Origin of the sequence: Saccharopolyspora oryzae, assembly GCF_027853915.1 — a bacterium.
Taxonomy (GTDB): domain Bacteria; phylum Actinomycetota; class Actinomycetes; order Mycobacteriales; family Pseudonocardiaceae; genus Saccharopolyspora; species Saccharopolyspora oryzae.
The window spans coordinates 43,576-59,515 of record NZ_JAQGLA010000018.1; the positions used below are offsets into that span (position 1 = coordinate 43,576).

Annotated in this window: 12 protein-coding genes; 9 read left to right on the forward strand and 3 right to left on the reverse strand. The window is 69.8% G+C overall.

Annotated elements, in window-relative coordinates; translation table 11 throughout:
* Nucleotides 1-20: 20 nt before the first annotated feature.
* Nucleotides 21-3,821: a hydantoinase B/oxoprolinase family protein gene (locus tag OU415_RS14570; RefSeq protein ID WP_270949275.1), complete on the forward strand. Its 3,801-nt coding sequence runs from the start codon at nt 21-23 to the stop codon at nt 3,819-3,821.
* Entirely contained in the window at nt 3,821-5,446 is a 1,626-nt protein-coding gene (locus OU415_RS14575) for an OPT/YSL family transporter (RefSeq protein ID WP_270949276.1), read from the forward strand. Before OU415_RS14570 ends, OU415_RS14575 begins: the two co-directional genes overlap by 1 nt.
* A 117-nt stretch (nt 5,447-5,563) precedes the next feature.
* On the opposite strand, the gene OU415_RS14580 is transcribed toward OU415_RS14575, so the two are convergent.
* The 3 genes from OU415_RS14580 to OU415_RS14590 form a co-directional block, all read right to left on the reverse strand.
* Nucleotides 5,564-6,127 (reverse strand): hypothetical protein, encoded by a 564-nt coding sequence (locus tag OU415_RS14580; RefSeq protein WP_270949277.1) that lies wholly within the window; start codon nt 6,125-6,127, stop codon nt 5,564-5,566.
* Nucleotides 6,128-6,383: 256 nt separating this feature from the next.
* Entirely contained in the window at nt 6,384-6,770 is a 387-nt protein-coding gene (locus tag OU415_RS14585) for a hypothetical protein (RefSeq protein ID WP_270949278.1), read from the reverse strand.
* 241 nt (nt 6,771-7,011) lie between these two features.
* Nucleotides 7,012-8,574, reverse strand: coding sequence for an SMI1/KNR4 family protein (locus OU415_RS14590; protein WP_270949279.1), 1,563 nt, complete (start codon nt 8,572-8,574; stop codon nt 7,012-7,014).
* Between the two features lie 203 nt (nt 8,575-8,777).
* Here OU415_RS14590 and OU415_RS14595 point away from each other — a divergent pair, with 203 nt between their 5' ends.
* From OU415_RS14595 to OU415_RS14625, 7 genes are all read left to right on the forward strand, one after another.
* On the forward strand, nt 8,778-9,188 hold the full coding sequence (locus OU415_RS14595) for a helix-turn-helix domain-containing protein (RefSeq protein ID WP_270949280.1): 411 nt from the start codon (nt 8,778-8,780) through the stop codon (nt 9,186-9,188).
* A gap of 61 nt (nt 9,189-9,249) precedes the next feature.
* Nucleotides 9,250-9,804, forward strand: coding sequence for a hypothetical protein (locus OU415_RS14600; protein WP_270949281.1), 555 nt, complete (start codon nt 9,250-9,252; stop codon nt 9,802-9,804).
* Nucleotides 9,801-11,000 carry an MAB_1171c family putative transporter gene (locus OU415_RS14605; protein ID WP_270949282.1) on the forward strand — a complete coding sequence of 400 codons (1,200 nt, stop codon included), beginning with the start codon at nt 9,801-9,803 and terminating at the stop codon, nt 10,998-11,000. The genes OU415_RS14600 and OU415_RS14605 overlap by 4 nt, the downstream gene beginning before the upstream one ends.
* A gap of 206 nt (nt 11,001-11,206) precedes the next feature.
* Nucleotides 11,207-12,532 (forward strand): MFS transporter, encoded by a 1,326-nt coding sequence (locus OU415_RS14610; protein WP_270949283.1) that lies wholly within the window; start codon nt 11,207-11,209, stop codon nt 12,530-12,532.
* Nucleotides 12,532-13,728 (forward strand): CaiB/BaiF CoA transferase family protein, encoded by a 1,197-nt coding sequence (locus OU415_RS14615; RefSeq protein ID WP_270949284.1) that lies wholly within the window; start codon nt 12,532-12,534, stop codon nt 13,726-13,728. The genes OU415_RS14610 and OU415_RS14615 overlap by 1 nt, the downstream gene beginning before the upstream one ends.
* Complete coding sequence (locus OU415_RS14620; RefSeq protein ID WP_270949285.1) at nt 13,725-14,903, forward strand: acyl-CoA dehydrogenase family protein; 1,179 nt, start codon at nt 13,725-13,727, stop codon at nt 14,901-14,903. The genes OU415_RS14615 and OU415_RS14620 overlap by 4 nt, the downstream gene beginning before the upstream one ends.
* Nucleotides 14,904-14,950: 47 nt before the next feature.
* A complete protein-coding gene (locus OU415_RS14625) occupies nt 14,951-15,937 on the forward strand; it encodes a LysR family transcriptional regulator (protein ID WP_270949286.1) in 987 nt (328 codons plus the stop codon).
* Nucleotides 15,938-15,940: the final 3 nt, after the last annotated feature.

Below are 15,940 nucleotides of genomic sequence, written 5' to 3' on the forward strand. Positions count from 1 at the left end.
CACAACTCGGAGGAAAACGCATGTCGCGCCTGCGCATTGGTTTTGACATCGGCGGCACCTTCACCGACTTCGTGCTCTACGACACCGAAGGGCATTCGCTGGAACTGCACAAGCGCCTGACCACACCGCACGATCCGTCGATCGCGGCGCTGGCCGGGATCGAGGAGCTCGTGCAGCGGGCCGGGGTCCGCCTCGCGGACATCGGCGAGATCGTGCACGGCACCACGCTGGTCACCAACGCGGTGATCGAACGCAAGGGCGCGAAGTTGGGCCTGCTCACCACCGAGGGGTTCCGGGACGTGCTCGAGGCGGGCACCGAGCAGCGCTACGACATCTACGACCTGTTCATCCCGTTCCCCGATCCGCTGGTCGCCCGCCGAGACCGCCTCGAGGTGCCCGAACGCATCGACGCGGACGGCGAAGTCGTCGTGCCGCTCGACCTCGACGCGGCGCGCGCCCGCTTGCACGAGTTCTCCCGCAACGGGATCGAGGCGGTCGCGGTCTGCTTCCTGCACTCCTACCGCAATCCCGAGCACGAGCGTCGAATCGGCGAACTCGCCCGCCAGGAATTCCCGGACCTCGCGGTCTCCCTGTCCTCCGACGTCGTCGCAGAGTTGTGGGAGTACCAGCGCGCAGTCACCACCTGCGCGAACGCTTACGTGCAGCCGCTGATGGACCGCTACCTGGGGCGGCTCGAGCACGCGCTGGCCGAACGCGGCTTCGCCGGTGCGCTGCGCCTGATGCATTCGGCCGGCGGTCTGATCGCGCCTTCGACCGCGCGCGAGTTCCCGATCCGCCTGCTCGAATCCGGCCCGGCGGGCGGCGGCCTGGCCACCGCGCTGTTCGGTCGTTCGGCGGACAAGCTGGACGTGATCTCGTTCGACATGGGCGGGACCACCGCGAAGGCGTGCATGATCGAAGACGGCCGCGCCGAGATCGCGCCGATGATGGAGGCCGCCAGGGTCGACCGCTTCAAGAAGGGATCCGGCCTGCCGATCAAGGCACCGGTCATCGACATGATCGAGATCGGTGCCGGTGGTGGTTCCATCGCGTCGATCGACGAGGTCGGCCTGCTTCGGGTCGGTCCTCGCTCCGCGGGCTCGGACCCGGGCCCCGCCTGCTACGGCAAGGGCGGTACCGAGCCGACCGTCACCGACGCCAACCTCCTGCTCGGCTACTACGACCCCGAGTTCTTCCTCGGCGGGCAGATGGCGCTGGACAAGGCCGCGGCCGAAGCAGCTGTGTCCACAGTGGCCGGACCGCTCGGTCTCGCGCCGGAGGAAGCCGCGTGGGGCATCCACAAGGTCGTCGTGGAGAGCATGGCCGGTGCGGCCCGGGTGCACCTCGTGGAGAAGGGCAAGGATCCCCGGCGGTACGCGATGGTCGGTTTCGGCGGTGCGGGCCCCGCGCATGCCGTGGGCGTCGCCAGGGCTCTGGGCGTCCGCGAGGTGATCGTGCCGCCTGCGTCCGGCGCGGCGTCGGCCGTCGGATTCCTCGCCGCACCGCTCTCGTTCGAGCAGGTGCGCTCGATGCCGGTGCGGATGGTGGACGGCTTCGACGCCGATTCGGTCAACGCGGTGCTGGGCGACCTGGAAGAACAGGGTCGCGCCAAGCTCGCCGAAGCCGGTGTGCCGGACGCCGTCGTGCGGGTCGAACGCGCCGCCGACATGCGCCTGATCGGGCAGCTGCACGAGATTTCGGTACCGCTGCCCGATGGCGCCATCGACGCCGGCAGCCTCGGCCGGATCCGCGACGCCTTCGCCGATTCCTACAAGGCGCGCTACACCTCGCTCTACGAAGGCGCTGAGATCGAGGCGATCAGCTTCCGCGTCACCTGCATCGGGCCCACGCCGTCGGTGTCGCTGACCGGCGGTGCGGCGGCGACCGACTCCGCCCGCAGCAGGAAGGGAACGCGGGACGCCTACTTCGGCTCCGGGTGGGTGGAGGTCGACGTCCACGACCGCTACGCGCTCGCCCCCGGTGACCGGATCGACGGCCCGGCGATCATCGAGGAGCGCGAGTCGACCACGGTGATCCCCCCGGGGGACAGCGTGCTCGTCGACTCCGCGCTGAACCTGCGCATCGACGTCGCCCTCCCGGAGGAGGCCTCGGCCGTCGTCACCGCCGACACCCCGCACGAAGAAGCGGTCAAGGTGATCGAGGGAGATCCGATCGCCCTGGAGATCATGTGGAGCCGGCTGGTCAACGTGGTCGAGGAGATGTGGGAGACGGTGTGCCGCACCGCGTTCTCCCTCGTGGTGTCCGAAGCGCAGGACTTCGCCTGCGAGCTGCTCGACCCGACCGGCGAGACGCTCGCGCACTCGCCGCGCGCGATGCCGGTGTTCAACCTGACCTTGCCCAGGGCCGTCAAGGCGCTGCTGGCCAAGTACCCGGCTGAGACGCTGCAGCCCGGCGATGTCCTGATCACCAACGATCCCTGGCTGTGCGCGGGTCACCTGTTCGACATCGCGCTGGTCACCCCGGTCTTCCACGAGGGAAGGCTGATCGGGCTGATGGGCACGGTCGGGCACGTGGCCGACATCGGTGGCACCAAGGACTACCTGCATCCCCGTGAGATCTTCGAGGAGGGGCTGCAGATCCCGCCGATGAAGCTCTACTCGGCGGGTGAACCGGACGAGTCGCTGTTCACGTTGCTGGGCGAGAACGTCCGCAACCCGAGCCAGGTGATCGGCGACATCCACTCCTTCGTCGCGGCCAACGCGCTTGGCGCTGCCCGGTTGCTCTCCTTCGTGCGGGAGTACGGGATGCACGACCTGCAGGCGCTGGCGTCGGTGGTCACGAAGCGCTCCGAGGACGCGATGCGCGCGGCCATCCGCGAGCTGCCGGACGGCGTGTACACCTCCGAGATCGAGAACAACCCGCTCGGCGAGGTGATGCGGTACCCGGTCAAGGTGACGGTCGACGGTGATGCGATCTCCATCGACTTCGACGGCGCCCCCGCGCAGCTGCCGCAGGGCGGCATCAACTGCACGATGAACTACACGGCCGCGCACGCCACCTACCCGCTCAAGTGCATGCTCACCCCGAACGTCCGCGGGAACGCGGGCTGCTACCGGCCTTTCGAGGTGACGGCGCCCGAGGGCTCGATCCTGAACGCGAATCGTCCCGCGTCGGTGAACCTGCGCACCCGCACCGGCTGGTACATCGCGCCGAACCTGTTCAAGGCGCTGGCGCAAGCCGCACCTGAGGAGGTGCAGTCCTTCACCGGGCTGCCGGTGGCCGCGACCATCTACGGCACCGACGCGGACGGTGGCACCTTCTCCGACATGTTCTTCGTCGGTGGCGGGCAGGGCGCGTCGAGCAAGGCGGACGGGAAGTCCGGATTGCTGTACCCCACCTCGGCCGCGAACACGTCCATCGAGCTGTTCGAGACGCGCGTTCCGGTTCTCATCCTGGAGAAGGCGTTCGTCGAGGACTCCGGCGGGGCGGGAGAGCACCGCGGCGGACTCGGCCAGCGCTTCGCACTGCGCAAGCGCCACGACGACGGGCTGCCCGTGCACGTCGCCGTCTACCCGGAAGGCGTCAAGTCCACCACCCCGGGCCTTTTCGGGGGAATGGCGGGGAGCGGAGCGCGCGGAGTGGTGCGCGATCTGGGCGGATCGGTCCTGCACGACTGCGGCAGCGGCGAGCTGGTGCGGATCTCGAGCACCGAGGAGATCATCGAGATCCACGTCGCCGGTGGCGCCGGGTACGGCGACCCTGCCGCTCGGGCCCGGACCGATGTCGAGCGGGACCTGAGCGAGGGCATCATCTCCGAGCGGTCGCGCGTCAGCGATTACCGCCTGGCCGAGGAGGACTGATGTCCGAAGAGCAGACCCTCGCGGCCAGAACCGGACAGCGGCATCCGCGGGCGCTCGCTCCCGCCAACCTCGCGTTGACGGTGGTCGTCAGCGTCTTCGGCGCCATCATCGGGATGCAGATCCTGGTCAACCTGGGGATCTCGGCGAACACTTCGCTGATCGGCGCGCTCGTCGCGATGGTGCTGGCCAGGGTGCCGATGTCGCTGTTCTCGAGCTACCGCTCCATCCATTCGCAGAACCTCGTCCAGAGCGCGATCTCCTCGGCCACCTTCGGTGCGGCCAACGGCCTGCTGCTGCCGATCGGCATTCCGTGGGCGCTGGGCCGCCCGGACCTCGTGGTGCCGATGTTCTGCGGTGTCGCGGCGGCGATGATCGTCGATGCCGTCATGCTCTACCGGCTCTTCGACACCAAGGTCTTCCCGGCGTCGGGAGCGTGGCCGCCGGGAATCGCAGCGGCCGAAGCGATCCAGGCAGGTGACAAGGGCGGACGCCGCGCCGGTCTGCTCGGGATCGGTGTCGTGGTCGGCGCGGCCGGCAGTGCGCTGGGCATCCCGATGTCGGCGTTCGGCGTCGCGTTCATCGGCAACATCGTCGCCATGGTCATGTTCGGCCTCGGGTTGCTGATGCGGCAGTACCAGACGCAGCTGTTCGGCGGGGATTTCTTCGCCACCATCATCCCGAAGGGCAACCTCGCCGAGGCGTACGTGCCGCACGGTTTCATGATCGGTGCGGGGTTGGTCGCCCTCGTGCAGGTCGGCGTGCAATTAGCGCGCAGGAACAGCGAGGGAGGCGGGACGAGCCGGTCCGACGCCGACATGCGGCGAACCCTCGGCCTCGGCTCGGTCGCGTACGTGCTGATCGCGGTGTTCCTCGCGCTGATCTGCGGCTTGTGGACGGACATGTCGGCGGGGATGCTGGTCGCCTTCGTGCTCTACGCCGGGTTCGCGGCCCTGGTGCACGAGCTGATCGTCGGGCTCGCCGCCATGCACGCGGGTTGGTTCCCCGCGTTCGCCGTCGCACTCATCACGCTCATCATCGGCATGATCATCGGATTTCCGCTGGAAGCCCTCGTCGTGCTGGTCGCGTTCTCGGCCGCGACCGGACCGGCCTTCGCGGACATGGGGTACGACCTCAAGGCGGGCTTCATCCTGCGCGGGCATGGCGCGGACGCGGAATTCGAGCTGGCCGGACGCCGCCAGCAGCTGATCTCGGCCATGATCGCGTTCGGCATCGCGATCGCCGTCGTGCTCGTGATGTGGGAGTCGTACTTCTCCCGCGATCTGCTGCCGCCGGTCGACCGGGTGTTCGCCGCCACCATGCACGGCGGGATCTCACCCCACGTCGCGATGTCGCTGGCCATCTGGGCGGTACCCGGTGCGATCGTCCAGCTCGTCGGCGGCTCCAAGCGGCAGGCGGGAATCCTGCTCGCCACCGGTCTCCTGGTCAGCCAGCCTTCGGCGGGCTGGGCGGTGCTGGCCGGGATCGTGATCCGCTTCGCCTGGCTCCGGCTGCGCAGCGAGAAGGCCCGTTCGGAGATGGAGGTCGTCGCCGGCGGCGTGATCGCTGGCGACGCCCTGTTCAGCTTCGGCCAATCAACCCTCAAGAGCCTCGCGGGGAAGGGCTGACAACACGCTCACGACCTCCGCGCCCGTCAGCGCCACCAGCGCTGGCGGGCGCCCGTTCGCGCAGCAGCGCCTTTCGGCGCGTCGTGCCTTGAAGGCGGTGACAGACAACCACGTGTTTCAGTGCACCGAGGCTCGCTGGAGGAGTCCCCAGCTGAATTGGAATATGTGTCGGCGCAACACGCCATCCGCGTCTCGACGCTCCGTCTCGTACTGCTCGTAGGGAGGCCACATGTCGCCCTCCTGCAGCGGGCCGAAGCGCTCGCGGACTTCGTCCACCAAGTGCTTCCACGGCTGGAGCGATTCGGGGGACTCGACGTGCGGGACCTCGGAGTTTTCGCACCGCACGAATCCGTCATCGATCCAGAGCCCGTCGCCATCCCTCCCGACGACCTTGAAGTCGAACTCCGGCCACATCGGGAAGTGGTAGAACAGCGCGGTTCCACTCTCCCCGTTCGTCCAGCAGCGTTCCTCCCCGTCGGGCTCCCCCGCGAGCTTCTTGACGTTCGCCAAGGTCATCGTCCCCTGGCGTAAGTCCAGCCCCGCGCTGACCCTTTCACCGACGTCCCTCATCTCCGCTCGCGTAACCCCGAGCTCGGCAAGGGCCGCGTCGATCTGCTCATCCCCACCGATCATGCGCTTCAGCACGAAGAGCTGGAAATCGAGCCGATCACCGGCCACCATCGATCGCCTCCCCCCACAACAAGTTGCCCCCCGCCACTTCGACTGGCTGGTTCAGCTCAGTCAGCACCCCTTGCGATCACCACGCCACCCCAGCATCTTTCTGGCCGACGTTCGCGCCGCACGCACATACAGTTGCGCCTTCGAGATGACTGAAATCCCGGACATCGCAAGGGAGACCGCCTGGTCGGATAGCACGCCGTTCCGACACAACCGCCACTGACCAGTGCTCGTCGTGGAGCGTTCGGGGACTGGTTGTTTACTGGACGAACTCGGGTTGGAGCCAAAAGGAGTTCAGGTCTGCGCCGACCAAACCGAGGTGAACGCCGGTGGCGATCTCGATCAGTTCCTCCGGGGATCGCTGATCACGTGACACTCGAACCAAGCCGGTTTGCTCGTCGAACAAGACGTCCCATTTCGATCGCGCGATCGAGACGGAAACAGCATCTTCGAGTGGTGAGGCGTCGAGCTGAACGATCACCTCGCCCGGCCTGGAGTCGGGCAACTGCAAGGCGGCCCTCTTCCACGAGCTGCTCGGGAGGTATCCCCACGCATAGAGGGCACGGCCGGTGTCCACCGCCACCTCCAGCTGGAGGGTGTCCGCCACGAGGCTGGACCGTCCGCTCTCACCGGCCAGACCGACCAAGTCTTCAAGGCTCTGCGGGCGAAACGCGAACCCTCGCTCTGCCAGGCAGGAGCCCCGCCGGCTTCACCGAGAACTCGTGCACCGCACCTACCTGACAAGATCATCGTGGACGCGCTTGGCCAGCGTTTCGGCTGGTCAGGAGTCGTGAGTACTTTGGGTTGCTATAACGCCCCAAAGTAACACACGACCCCGGAGTCCCGCACCGTAGGTGGTCGGGCCGATCTCGACACCCTTCGGCACGTCAGCTGGTGGAGCCGGAGACTGTGGTGAGCGGGATCGGGTTTCCGGTGAGCCATTCGCACCAGTCCGCCGTGTCGCGGAGGGATCCGGTTCCCGCTCGGGAAGCCGCCGCGAGGTTCGGCGGGCGGAGGTCCGCTTCGCGGAGGGCGTTCCACTGGGCCGCGTTGAGGGTCAGCACGCGCAGGTCGGGAAGTTCCGCGACCGGGGTGATGTCCTCGACGTCGGCGTCCGACAGGTCCAGCCTGGTCAGGGCGGGCAGGGTGCGGAGCACTGCGATGTCCAGCGGTTCGGCCGCACCCGCGAGCTTGAGGTCCCAGATCGTCGGCTGGTGCGCCAGGGCGGCCAGGTCGATCCGGTCCGCCTCGATCGCGAGCGACTCCAGCGCGGGCTGATCGCCCAGCGCCGGGGTGACCAGCTTCGCGCGGTTGATCCGCAGTTCTCGGAGGTTCGCCAGCGGGGCCAGCGCGGCGAGGTCCAGGGTTACCGCGTCGTTGAGGTACATGCGCTGGGCGTCGTCGGCGCTCTCCACCACCTCGGCCAGGTCCCTGGAACCGAAGTCGTGGTAGACCCGTTCGTCGAAGCCCGCTCCGCCGAAGCCGGCGTGGATCTGCAGGTAGTCCTCGTCCGGGTCCTCGTCCTCGTAGTCGCCCTCGCGGAGGGCTTCGACGACGCCGGTCAGGATCTCGGTCACCGATTCCGCGTAGTAGTCCGGCGGGCCGTGCACGTCGCGGCCGTACTCGAAGACCTGGCCGGACCTGCCCTGCGCGGCCGGGTCGAGGTCGACCGCGAGGTCGTTCATCGCGAAGTCGGTGGCGAAGGTGATCCACCAGTCGTTGCGGGACAGGCGCTTGATGGTGTCCGGCGGGTCCGACTCGAAGACCACCGCATCGTCGAACGGGCCGTCGTTCCAGCCGAGCGAACCGGGCTGGTGGTACTCGACGACGTCGTCCAGCGGGTACGGCGAGTACCGGCCGAGCAGTCCGGTCTCCGAGGCGTCGTCCCTGGTCATCCGGTAGAGCGCGCGCAGGTCTTCCGGTAACCGGGCGCCCAGTTCGGCTTCGGCCGCGGCGATCTCCTGCTCGGAGTAGCCGGGCCCCAACGCCGGCGGTCGCCCCTTGATCTCCTGGTACCGCTCGACGAACTCGCGGAACAGTGCGGAGACCTCGGCGAGCGCGGCCGGGTCCGTGGGTGCTCCGGTGGGCTTCGACGCGGCCGGCAGCGGCATCCCCGGTAACGGGTGGGCGGGCAGCCGGAAGTCGTCGTCGAGCACCACGCCGGTCACCGACTCCAGCGCCGTGCTGCAGGCGAGCTCGAATCCGGTGTCGCGGACCACCAGCTCGACGACCAGCGGGCGACCGCCGGTCGGCACCGGGAGCAGTTCGGTGAGCGCTGATCTGGCGTCGAAGAAGTCGGGTTCGAGGTCGACGTCGACGCCGACCGGGTGCGTGATCTGCGTTGCGCCGCCATCGATGCGCATCCACACGACCGCAGGTCCACTGTGTCCGGCTCCGGCGCGCAGGCCGAGCGCCAGCCGCCGGGCTGCCGCCTGAAGTCCCGTCGTCATGCGCGAAATTGTGCACCCGGGCACTACGGCGATCGGACTGGGTGCCAGGCAGGACGCGACCCTCACGCCGCACCGCGTCCTGACTGGCACACCCCCAGCGTCCGGATTCCACGATCGTGGAATCAGGACAGACGGTAATCTTAGCTGTGAGAATCCGTCAATCGGCGGAGCGGTGCGAACCCTGTGATTTCGGAGTGATCGTGATGACAGCCCCTGGTGCCGCCTTGGCCGAACGGCTGGCGTGGCTGCGGGAGTCGTTCCCCAACCCCGAGACCGGCAAGCCCTACGAGGTCAAGGCGATCGCCGCCGCGACCGGGATCTCGCTGTCCCAGCTGTACAAGATCCTCTCCGGCGAATCGCCGAACCCCGGCTGGCAGCACCTCAAGGCCCTGGCCGGCTTCTTCGGCGTCCCGCTGGACACCTTCGACGACGGCGAGCACGGCGCCAAGATCCGGACGCAGCTGGCCGCGCTGGTCGAGCTGCGCAGCCTGAAGGAGGGCGGCGTGGAGTCGGTGAGCCTGCGCGGCCTGACGCCGGCTCAAGCCGACCGCATCCGCGGCGTCGTCGAAGACCTGCGCCGCTCCAACACCACCCCCGGTCACGATGACGCATGAGCCTGATCACGAGCCGTTCCGCTGCGCCCGCCTGGTGGTGGTCATGAGCCAGAATCGCGGTGTGAAGCCGTCGCAACAGCGCGATCTGGCGGCCCGGTGCCAAGAGCTGGCGGCCGCCCTCCCGCTGCCCTCGCCTTGGGACCTGGAGACGTTCATCGGCGAACTCTCCGAGCTCCGCGGGCGTCCGATCGAGCTGCGCCGGGTGGCCACTGTGGAATCCGACGCCCCGTGCGGGGCGCTGGTCTCCCTCGCCGACCGGGACGTGATCGGCTACCTGCCGAGCACCCCGCTGCACGAGGAGCACATCGTCCTGCACGAGGTCGCGCACCTGGTGTGCGGGCACTCCGACACCAAGCTCGCCGACTCCCCGCTGGTCGCGGCACTGGTCCCGGACCTGCCGCGGGACCTGGTGCAGAGCGTGCTCGGCCGCTCGGCCTTCGACGCGGGCACCGAGCAGGAAGCCGAGCTGGTGGCCAGCCTCTACCTGTACCGCGCGGGCCGCGCCCCGGCGCCCCTCCGCCGCGTGCGCAAGCTCGACGCGAAGTCCGGGCGCACGCTGCGCGAGATCCAGGCGACCTTCGACAGCGCGCGACGAGGCCCCGAGAAGCGCCGATGACCAGCATCGTCCTGCAAACCGCTGGTCTCATCGCGGTGCTGGCGGCCGTCGCCAAGCTCGTCCAGTCCCGGCATTCGCCGACGCCCAGCGTGCTGTACCTGTGCGGTGCGATCGGTTCGGTCGGGCTGTCGGCGGCGCTGGTCGCGACGTCCTCGCTGACCTGGGTGGCGACCTGGGAACCGGTGCCGAACTCCGGTCGCCTGGCGGCGAACATGCTGGCCGTGGTGGCGGCGGTGTGCGTCCACGGACTGCTCGCGAACCTGGTACACGAGAAGGCAGCGGCTCGCCGCGCGATGCGGCTCCAAGTGCTGGTGGCCGCGGTCGCTGCGGTCTGCATGGTGGCGCTGATGCTGGCTGCGGGCATCCCGTTCCACCCGGAGTTCCTGGCGGCGTTCGCCGACCGGCCCGCCGTGGCGGCTTACCTGACGGTGTTCTCGCTCTACATCGGGTGGGCCACGTTGGCGTTCGGCTGGTTCCTGCGCCGCTACATCTCCCAGACCGATCGCCGCTGGTTGCGGGCCGGATTGCGCACGATCCAGGCGGGCTGCGTCGCGTCGGGGATCTGGGCGGCGAGCAAGATCGCGGCGGCTTTCCGGGCGTTGGCCGGGCACCAGCCGGGGATCCTGGACCCGATCGGCGGGGCGTGCGCTGCGACGTGCGTGGCGTTGGTGGCCATCGGCGCCACCATGCCGGTGTGGGGTCCGCGGGTGGCGTTGCCGTTCGCGTGGTTGCGCGCCAAGCGCCTGGCGCAGCAGCTCCGTCCACTGTGGAACCGGTTGTCGGCCGAGCTCCCCCAGATCGCCCTGCCCGCGGGGATGATCGCGCCGAACGCGCAGTTCGCGCTGTACCGCCGGGTGGTGGAGATCCGCGACGCCCAGCTGCTCCTGCGCCCCTACGTCCACCCCTCCGCGAGCGGCTGGGCGCGTCGTGCTGCCGAAGAAGCCGGCCTGGACGAGCGGGCGGCCCACCAGACCGCCGAAGCGGCGCGCCTGGTCACCGCCCTGGACGCCCACGCCGCAGGCCACCGCCACCAGCCGGAACCGGACGAGACCAGCGCCCCGTACCGAGGCGTCACCTCGGACACCGCCACCGAAGCGCGCTGGCTGATCGAGGTAGGCCGAGCAGCAGAACGCTCAGCGATCGTCAAGACCATCCGCGACCAGGCCCGGGCCGACCTCCCGACCTCCCCGGCGTAACCGGCCCCAAGCCGTCGTACGGCCCCAATTCCGTGTGAGAACGACCCCTCCCCCGGTGACGCCCACGTCCCGCATGCCGTCCTCGGATTATCGGCTCTGGCTATAAGCCTGACTCGGGATTCGGCCTTGTCGATGCCGTTGAACAGCGCTGGAGTTGTTGCAGCGCAGCGCTTGTCAACGAGGTCGAGGCCGTGACGGAGGCTCACATGGCATCAGCCGAAATCGGGACGCCGGTGGTGTCATCGGCGCCCCCACGCCCGGACCGCAAGGCATGGGGCATCGTCGTCCTGCTCTTCGCCTTCTTCACCCTGAACTTCGCGGACAAGGCGGCGGTGGGGTTGGCGGCACCGCAGATCCGCCACGACCTCGGCCTGAGCGCCGGGGACTTCGGCCTGGTCGGCAGCGCGTTCTTCTGGTTGTTCGCCGTCGGCGCGGTGGGGTTGTCCGCCGCCATGCGCTGGATCTCCGCGAAGTGGGCGGCGGCCATCCTGATGTTCACCTGGGTGGCCAGCATGCTGCCGCTAGCGATGCCCACGACGTTCGGTGTGCTGCTGGTGTCCCGGATCGTGCTGGGCTTCTTCGAGGGGCCGGCGCACGCCCTGTGCCAGAGCGTCGTCGCTGACCGGTTCCCGAAGGAGAAGCGGGCGTTCGCCGGGTCGATCGTGAACGCGGGGTCCTCGGTCGGTCCGCTGATCTCCGCGCCGGTGCTGACTTGGGTGATCGTCTCGTACTCCTGGCACGCCGCGTTCCTCGTGCTGATCGCGGTCGGCCTCGTCTGGCTGGTCGTCTGGCTGTGCTACGTCGAGCGCCAGCCGCTGCGGAAGCGCCCGGTGACCGTGGAGGCGGCGGCTGACCCGAACGGGCACATCGACGTGCCGTTCCTGCGGTTGCTGCGGCTGCCCAGCTTCTGGGGGCTCAGCCTGCTGTCGTTCGCGGGCTACCTCATCACCTCGCTGAAGGTCTCGTGGCTGCCCGCGTTCCTCGGCGAAGGCCTCGGCTACTCGCCGACCACCGTCGGATGGCTGGTCACCGCGCCCTACGCCACGGCGGTAGTCGTCCTCGTCGTCAGCGGATACCTGTCCGGTCGGCTCCTCGCGCGGGGCTGGAGCTCCCGGGCCGCGCGCGGTCACCTCAGCGGCGTGCTGATCGTCTTCGCCGGGCTGAGCATGATCGCGTTCGCGCTGGTCGGTCCGGGAACGCTCCAGCTGGTGCTGGTGATCTGCACCTTCTCCATCAACAGCGTCGCGTTCTCGGTCGCCTTCGCGGGCGCGTCCGACTTCCTCCCGCAGCGCCAGCGCGCCGCGTTCTTCGGGTGCGTGATCGGGTTCTACAGCATCGCGGGCATCGTCGCCCCCTACGCGCTGGGGCTCATCGTCCAAGCCGGACCGACGCCGTCCGCGGGCTATTCGAACGGGTTCCTCGTAGTCGGCATCGCCATCTGCGCGTGCGCGGTGGTCGGCGCGCGTCTGCTGGACCCGGAAGCCGCCCGCCGGACGCTGGAGGCCGAGACCGCGAGGGGCGGGGTTTCGTGATGGAGGCACCGCTGACCGGAATCCGCGTGGTGGACCTGGGCCAGTACATCGCTGCTCCTGGGGCCGGCCAGCAGCTGGCCGACCTGGGCGCCGAGGTGATCAAGGTCGAGAGCCTCACCGGCGACCAGGCGCGATCCGTCGGCTCGTTCGGCGCGGCGATGCTGCACGCGAACAACCGCGGCAAGCGCAGCATAGCGATCGACCTGCGGCATCCCGAAGGATTCCAGGTCCTCGACGAGCTGTGCGCGGGATCGGACGTGCTGCTGCACAACTTCCGGCACGGCTCGGCCGAACGCCTCGGCATCGGGCCGGAGCAGGTGCGCTCGCGCCACCCGCACCTCGTCTACGGGTTCGTCACCGGGTTCGGAACCCGCGGCCCCTCGGCGGGACGAGCGGGCCTGGACATCGCGGCGCAGGCCGAGTTCGGGGTCATGCACACCACCGGCGACGCCGACGGTGAACCGCAGCGAGTCGGCTTCACCATCGCCGATGTGCTGGCCGCGAACGCCCTGGCGGCCGGGGTGCTCGCCGCGCTGGTTCGGCGCGCCCGGACCGGGAACGGCGCGCTCGTCGAGACCTCGCTGATGGAAGCGGTGGTGGCGGCCCAGGCGACGCAGTGGACGGGCTACCGCCTCACCGGCGAAGCGCCCCGCCGGAGCGGCAACGGCCAGCCCGCGGTGGCGCCCGCCGCGGATCTCGTGCAGACCGTGGACGGCGCCGTCGTGGTCTCCGCCTACACCGCGACCAAGTGGGCCGCGCTGTGCTCGGCGATCGACAGGCCCGAGCTCGTGGCCGACCCGCGCTTCGCGGACAACGGGTCGAGGGTCGCGAACCGGTTGGCGCTGAAGGAAGTCCTGAGTTCCGCCCTCGGCCACCTCACCCGAGCCGGAGCCATCGCGCTGCTGGCCTCGCGGGGGATCGTGTGCGGCTCGGTGCGGTCGTTCGACGAGCTGGTGAAGGACGCCGATCTCTCCGCGTCGGGCCTGGTCGTCGAGCTGGACGAGCTCGGGATCGACGTCCCGGCCGCGCCCTTCCAGGTCGACGGGGCTGCCCGCGGCCGGACGTCGGCCGCGCCCCGGCTGGGCGCCCACACCCGCGACGTGCTGCGCGAACTCGGGCGCAGCGAGGACGAGATCGACCGGCTGGCAGGCGACGGCGTCGTCCTGCCGGAGCAACCAGGGATGGAGAAACGATGACCCGCGCCGCCGGCAAGCCCGACTTCGACGCGTACTTGCGCACGATCGCCGCGTTCACCGACGACGAGCTGATCCCCGCCGAGGCCGAAATGGTCGCCGCGGGGCAGGTCCCGGACACGATCGTGCGGCGCATGGCCGAGCTGGGACTGTTCGGCATCTCGATCCCACCCGCCTACGGCGGGCTCGGCTGGACCATGGAACAGCAGGTGCAGCTGACCCTCGAATTCACCAGGGCGTCGTGCGTGTACCGCTCGCGCTTCTCGACCGTGATCGGGCTCTGCTCGCAGGCGATCCTCGACCACGGCACGGAGGAACAGCGCCGCGAGATGCTTCCGGACATGGCGGCCGGCCGGCGGGTCACCTCGTTCGCGCTGACCGAGCCGGCAGCCGGTTCCGACGCCACCAACGTCCAGACCACCGCCCGGCGCACCGGCGACGGGTGGGTCCTGGACGGGACGAAGCGCTACATCACCAACGCGCACTGGGCGGACACGCTGGTCGTCTTCGCCCGCACCGACGACACCGAGGTGTCCGCGTTCCTCGTGGACCGGACAACGCCCGGCGTGTCGACCCGGATCCCGGACCTCATGAACGGCCACGCCGAAGGCCCCGTCGCCGAGATCGACCTGACGTCGGTGGTCGTCGCCGAAGACCGGCTTCTCGGCGGAGTGCCCGGCACCGGGCTCGCGGCCGCGATGCGCGGGATCAACCACGCCCGGCTCCACGTCGCCGCGACCTGCGTCGGCCAGGCGACCCGGATGCTGGAGGAGACCACCCGCCACGTCAACGAGCGGCACCAGTTCGGCGCCCCGCTCGCCGATCTCGGCGTCGTGCAAGCGGAGCTGGGCCGGTGCTACTCGGAGATGGAGGCCGGGCGGGCGCTCGCCCTGGACGCCGCGCGCGCGTTCGACGCCGGAACCGTTCCCCGGCAACGGATTTCGGCGGCGAAGCTGTACTGCTCGGAGATGGTCGGCCGGGTCGCCGACAAGTGCGTGCAGCTGCTCGGCGGGGAGGGCATCGTCGGGCCGCACCCGGTGCCCCGGATGTGGCGCGACGTCCGCACCTTGCGCATCTACGAGGGCGCCTCCGCCATCCACGAGCGGAACCTGGGCCGCGCGATGACCAGGTCGGTCGCGGCGGACGGGGTGCTGCCGGACAGCTACCGCGTACGTTAGGGCTGGCCCGAGGAGTGCGCCGGGACCGGATGAGCGGAGGAGGGACGATGGAGCTGCGCCAGATCGAGTACTTCCTGGCCGTGGTCGAGCACGGGGGGCTGAACCGGGCCGCGCAGCGCCTCTACGTCTCCCAGCCGGCGCTCTCCCAGGCCATCCAGGCGCTCGAACGCGAGCTCGGGGTGGAGCTGTTCCAGCGCGTGGCGCGGCGCAGCCTGGTCCTGACCCCGGCGGGAACGCTGCTGGTCCCGAAGGCGCGGGCCATCCTCGACGGCGTCGTCGCCGCCCGGGATGCGATGAGCCCGGCCCGGGATCTCGAGGCGGGCTCGGTCTCCATCGGCACGATGCCGGAGATGTCCAGCGACGCGGTCGCCTCCTGGATCACCTCGTTCCGCGCCCGGCATCCGGACGTGCGGCTGGACATCGCCGAGGCCGCTGGCGTCCGGGAGCTGTGCGGCGAGGTGGTCGCCGGACGGTACGAGCTCGGGTTCACCACCGGGCCCGTGCCCACCAAGAGCCTCGACTTCGTCGAGCTCGGGGTGCAGCGGCTGCTGCTGGTGATGCCGCCGGGTTCGCCGGCCCCGCCGACCGGGCAGCTGCCGCTCGACGCGCTCGGCGACCTGCCGCTGACGGTCTGCTCGCTCGCGCAGCGCGAGAACGACCGGGTGGCGACGGCTCTGCGGGACGTGGGGGTGGAACCGCGGCTGATCGCGAGCATGCCCAATCGCCACGCGCAGCTCACGCTCGTCCTCGGCGGCGGAGTGCACGCTTTCCTCCCGCTGCGGATGGCCGTTCAAGCGCGACGGCTCGGTGCCGTCGTGATCGAGACCGAGCCACTGGTGTCGGTGCCCTTCGGGGTGGTCCACCGGCGCGCCGCGCTGAGCCCGGCGGCGCACGAGGTGGTCAGCCAGTGCAAAGCGACCCTCGACTCCTGGTACGCGGCCATCGCCGACGCCCGGACCGCAAAAGGGGCGAGCCTGATCGACGCGGCCGATGCCGCTTACGACGCCGTGCACATCCCGGCGGTCGAGCGGTAAACG

Bases quoted from the DNA above. Each gene is read 5' to 3' on its own strand.
- OU415_RS14570 (WP_270949275.1), top strand. From the start codon at position 21: ATGTCGCGCCTGCGCATTGGTTTTGACATCGGCGGCACCTTCACCGAC.
- OU415_RS14575 (WP_270949276.1), top strand. From the start codon at position 3,821: ATGTCCGAAGAGCAGACCCTCGCGGCCAGAACCGGACAGCGGCATCCG.
- OU415_RS14580 (WP_270949277.1), bottom strand. From the start codon at position 6,127: ATGGTGGCCGGTGATCGGCTCGATTTCCAGCTCTTCGTGCTGAAGCGC.
- OU415_RS14590 (WP_270949279.1), bottom strand. From the start codon at position 8,574: ATGACGACGGGACTTCAGGCGGCAGCCCGGCGGCTGGCGCTCGGCCTG.
- OU415_RS14595 (WP_270949280.1), top strand. From the start codon at position 8,778: ATGACAGCCCCTGGTGCCGCCTTGGCCGAACGGCTGGCGTGGCTGCGG.
- OU415_RS14605 (WP_270949282.1), top strand. From the start codon at position 9,801: ATGACCAGCATCGTCCTGCAAACCGCTGGTCTCATCGCGGTGCTGGCG.
- OU415_RS14610 (WP_270949283.1), top strand. From the start codon at position 11,207: ATGGCATCAGCCGAAATCGGGACGCCGGTGGTGTCATCGGCGCCCCCA.
- OU415_RS14615 (WP_270949284.1), top strand. From the start codon at position 12,532: ATGGAGGCACCGCTGACCGGAATCCGCGTGGTGGACCTGGGCCAGTAC.
- OU415_RS14620 (WP_270949285.1), top strand. From the start codon at position 13,725: ATGACCCGCGCCGCCGGCAAGCCCGACTTCGACGCGTACTTGCGCACG.
- OU415_RS14625 (WP_270949286.1), top strand. From the start codon at position 14,951: ATGGAGCTGCGCCAGATCGAGTACTTCCTGGCCGTGGTCGAGCACGGG.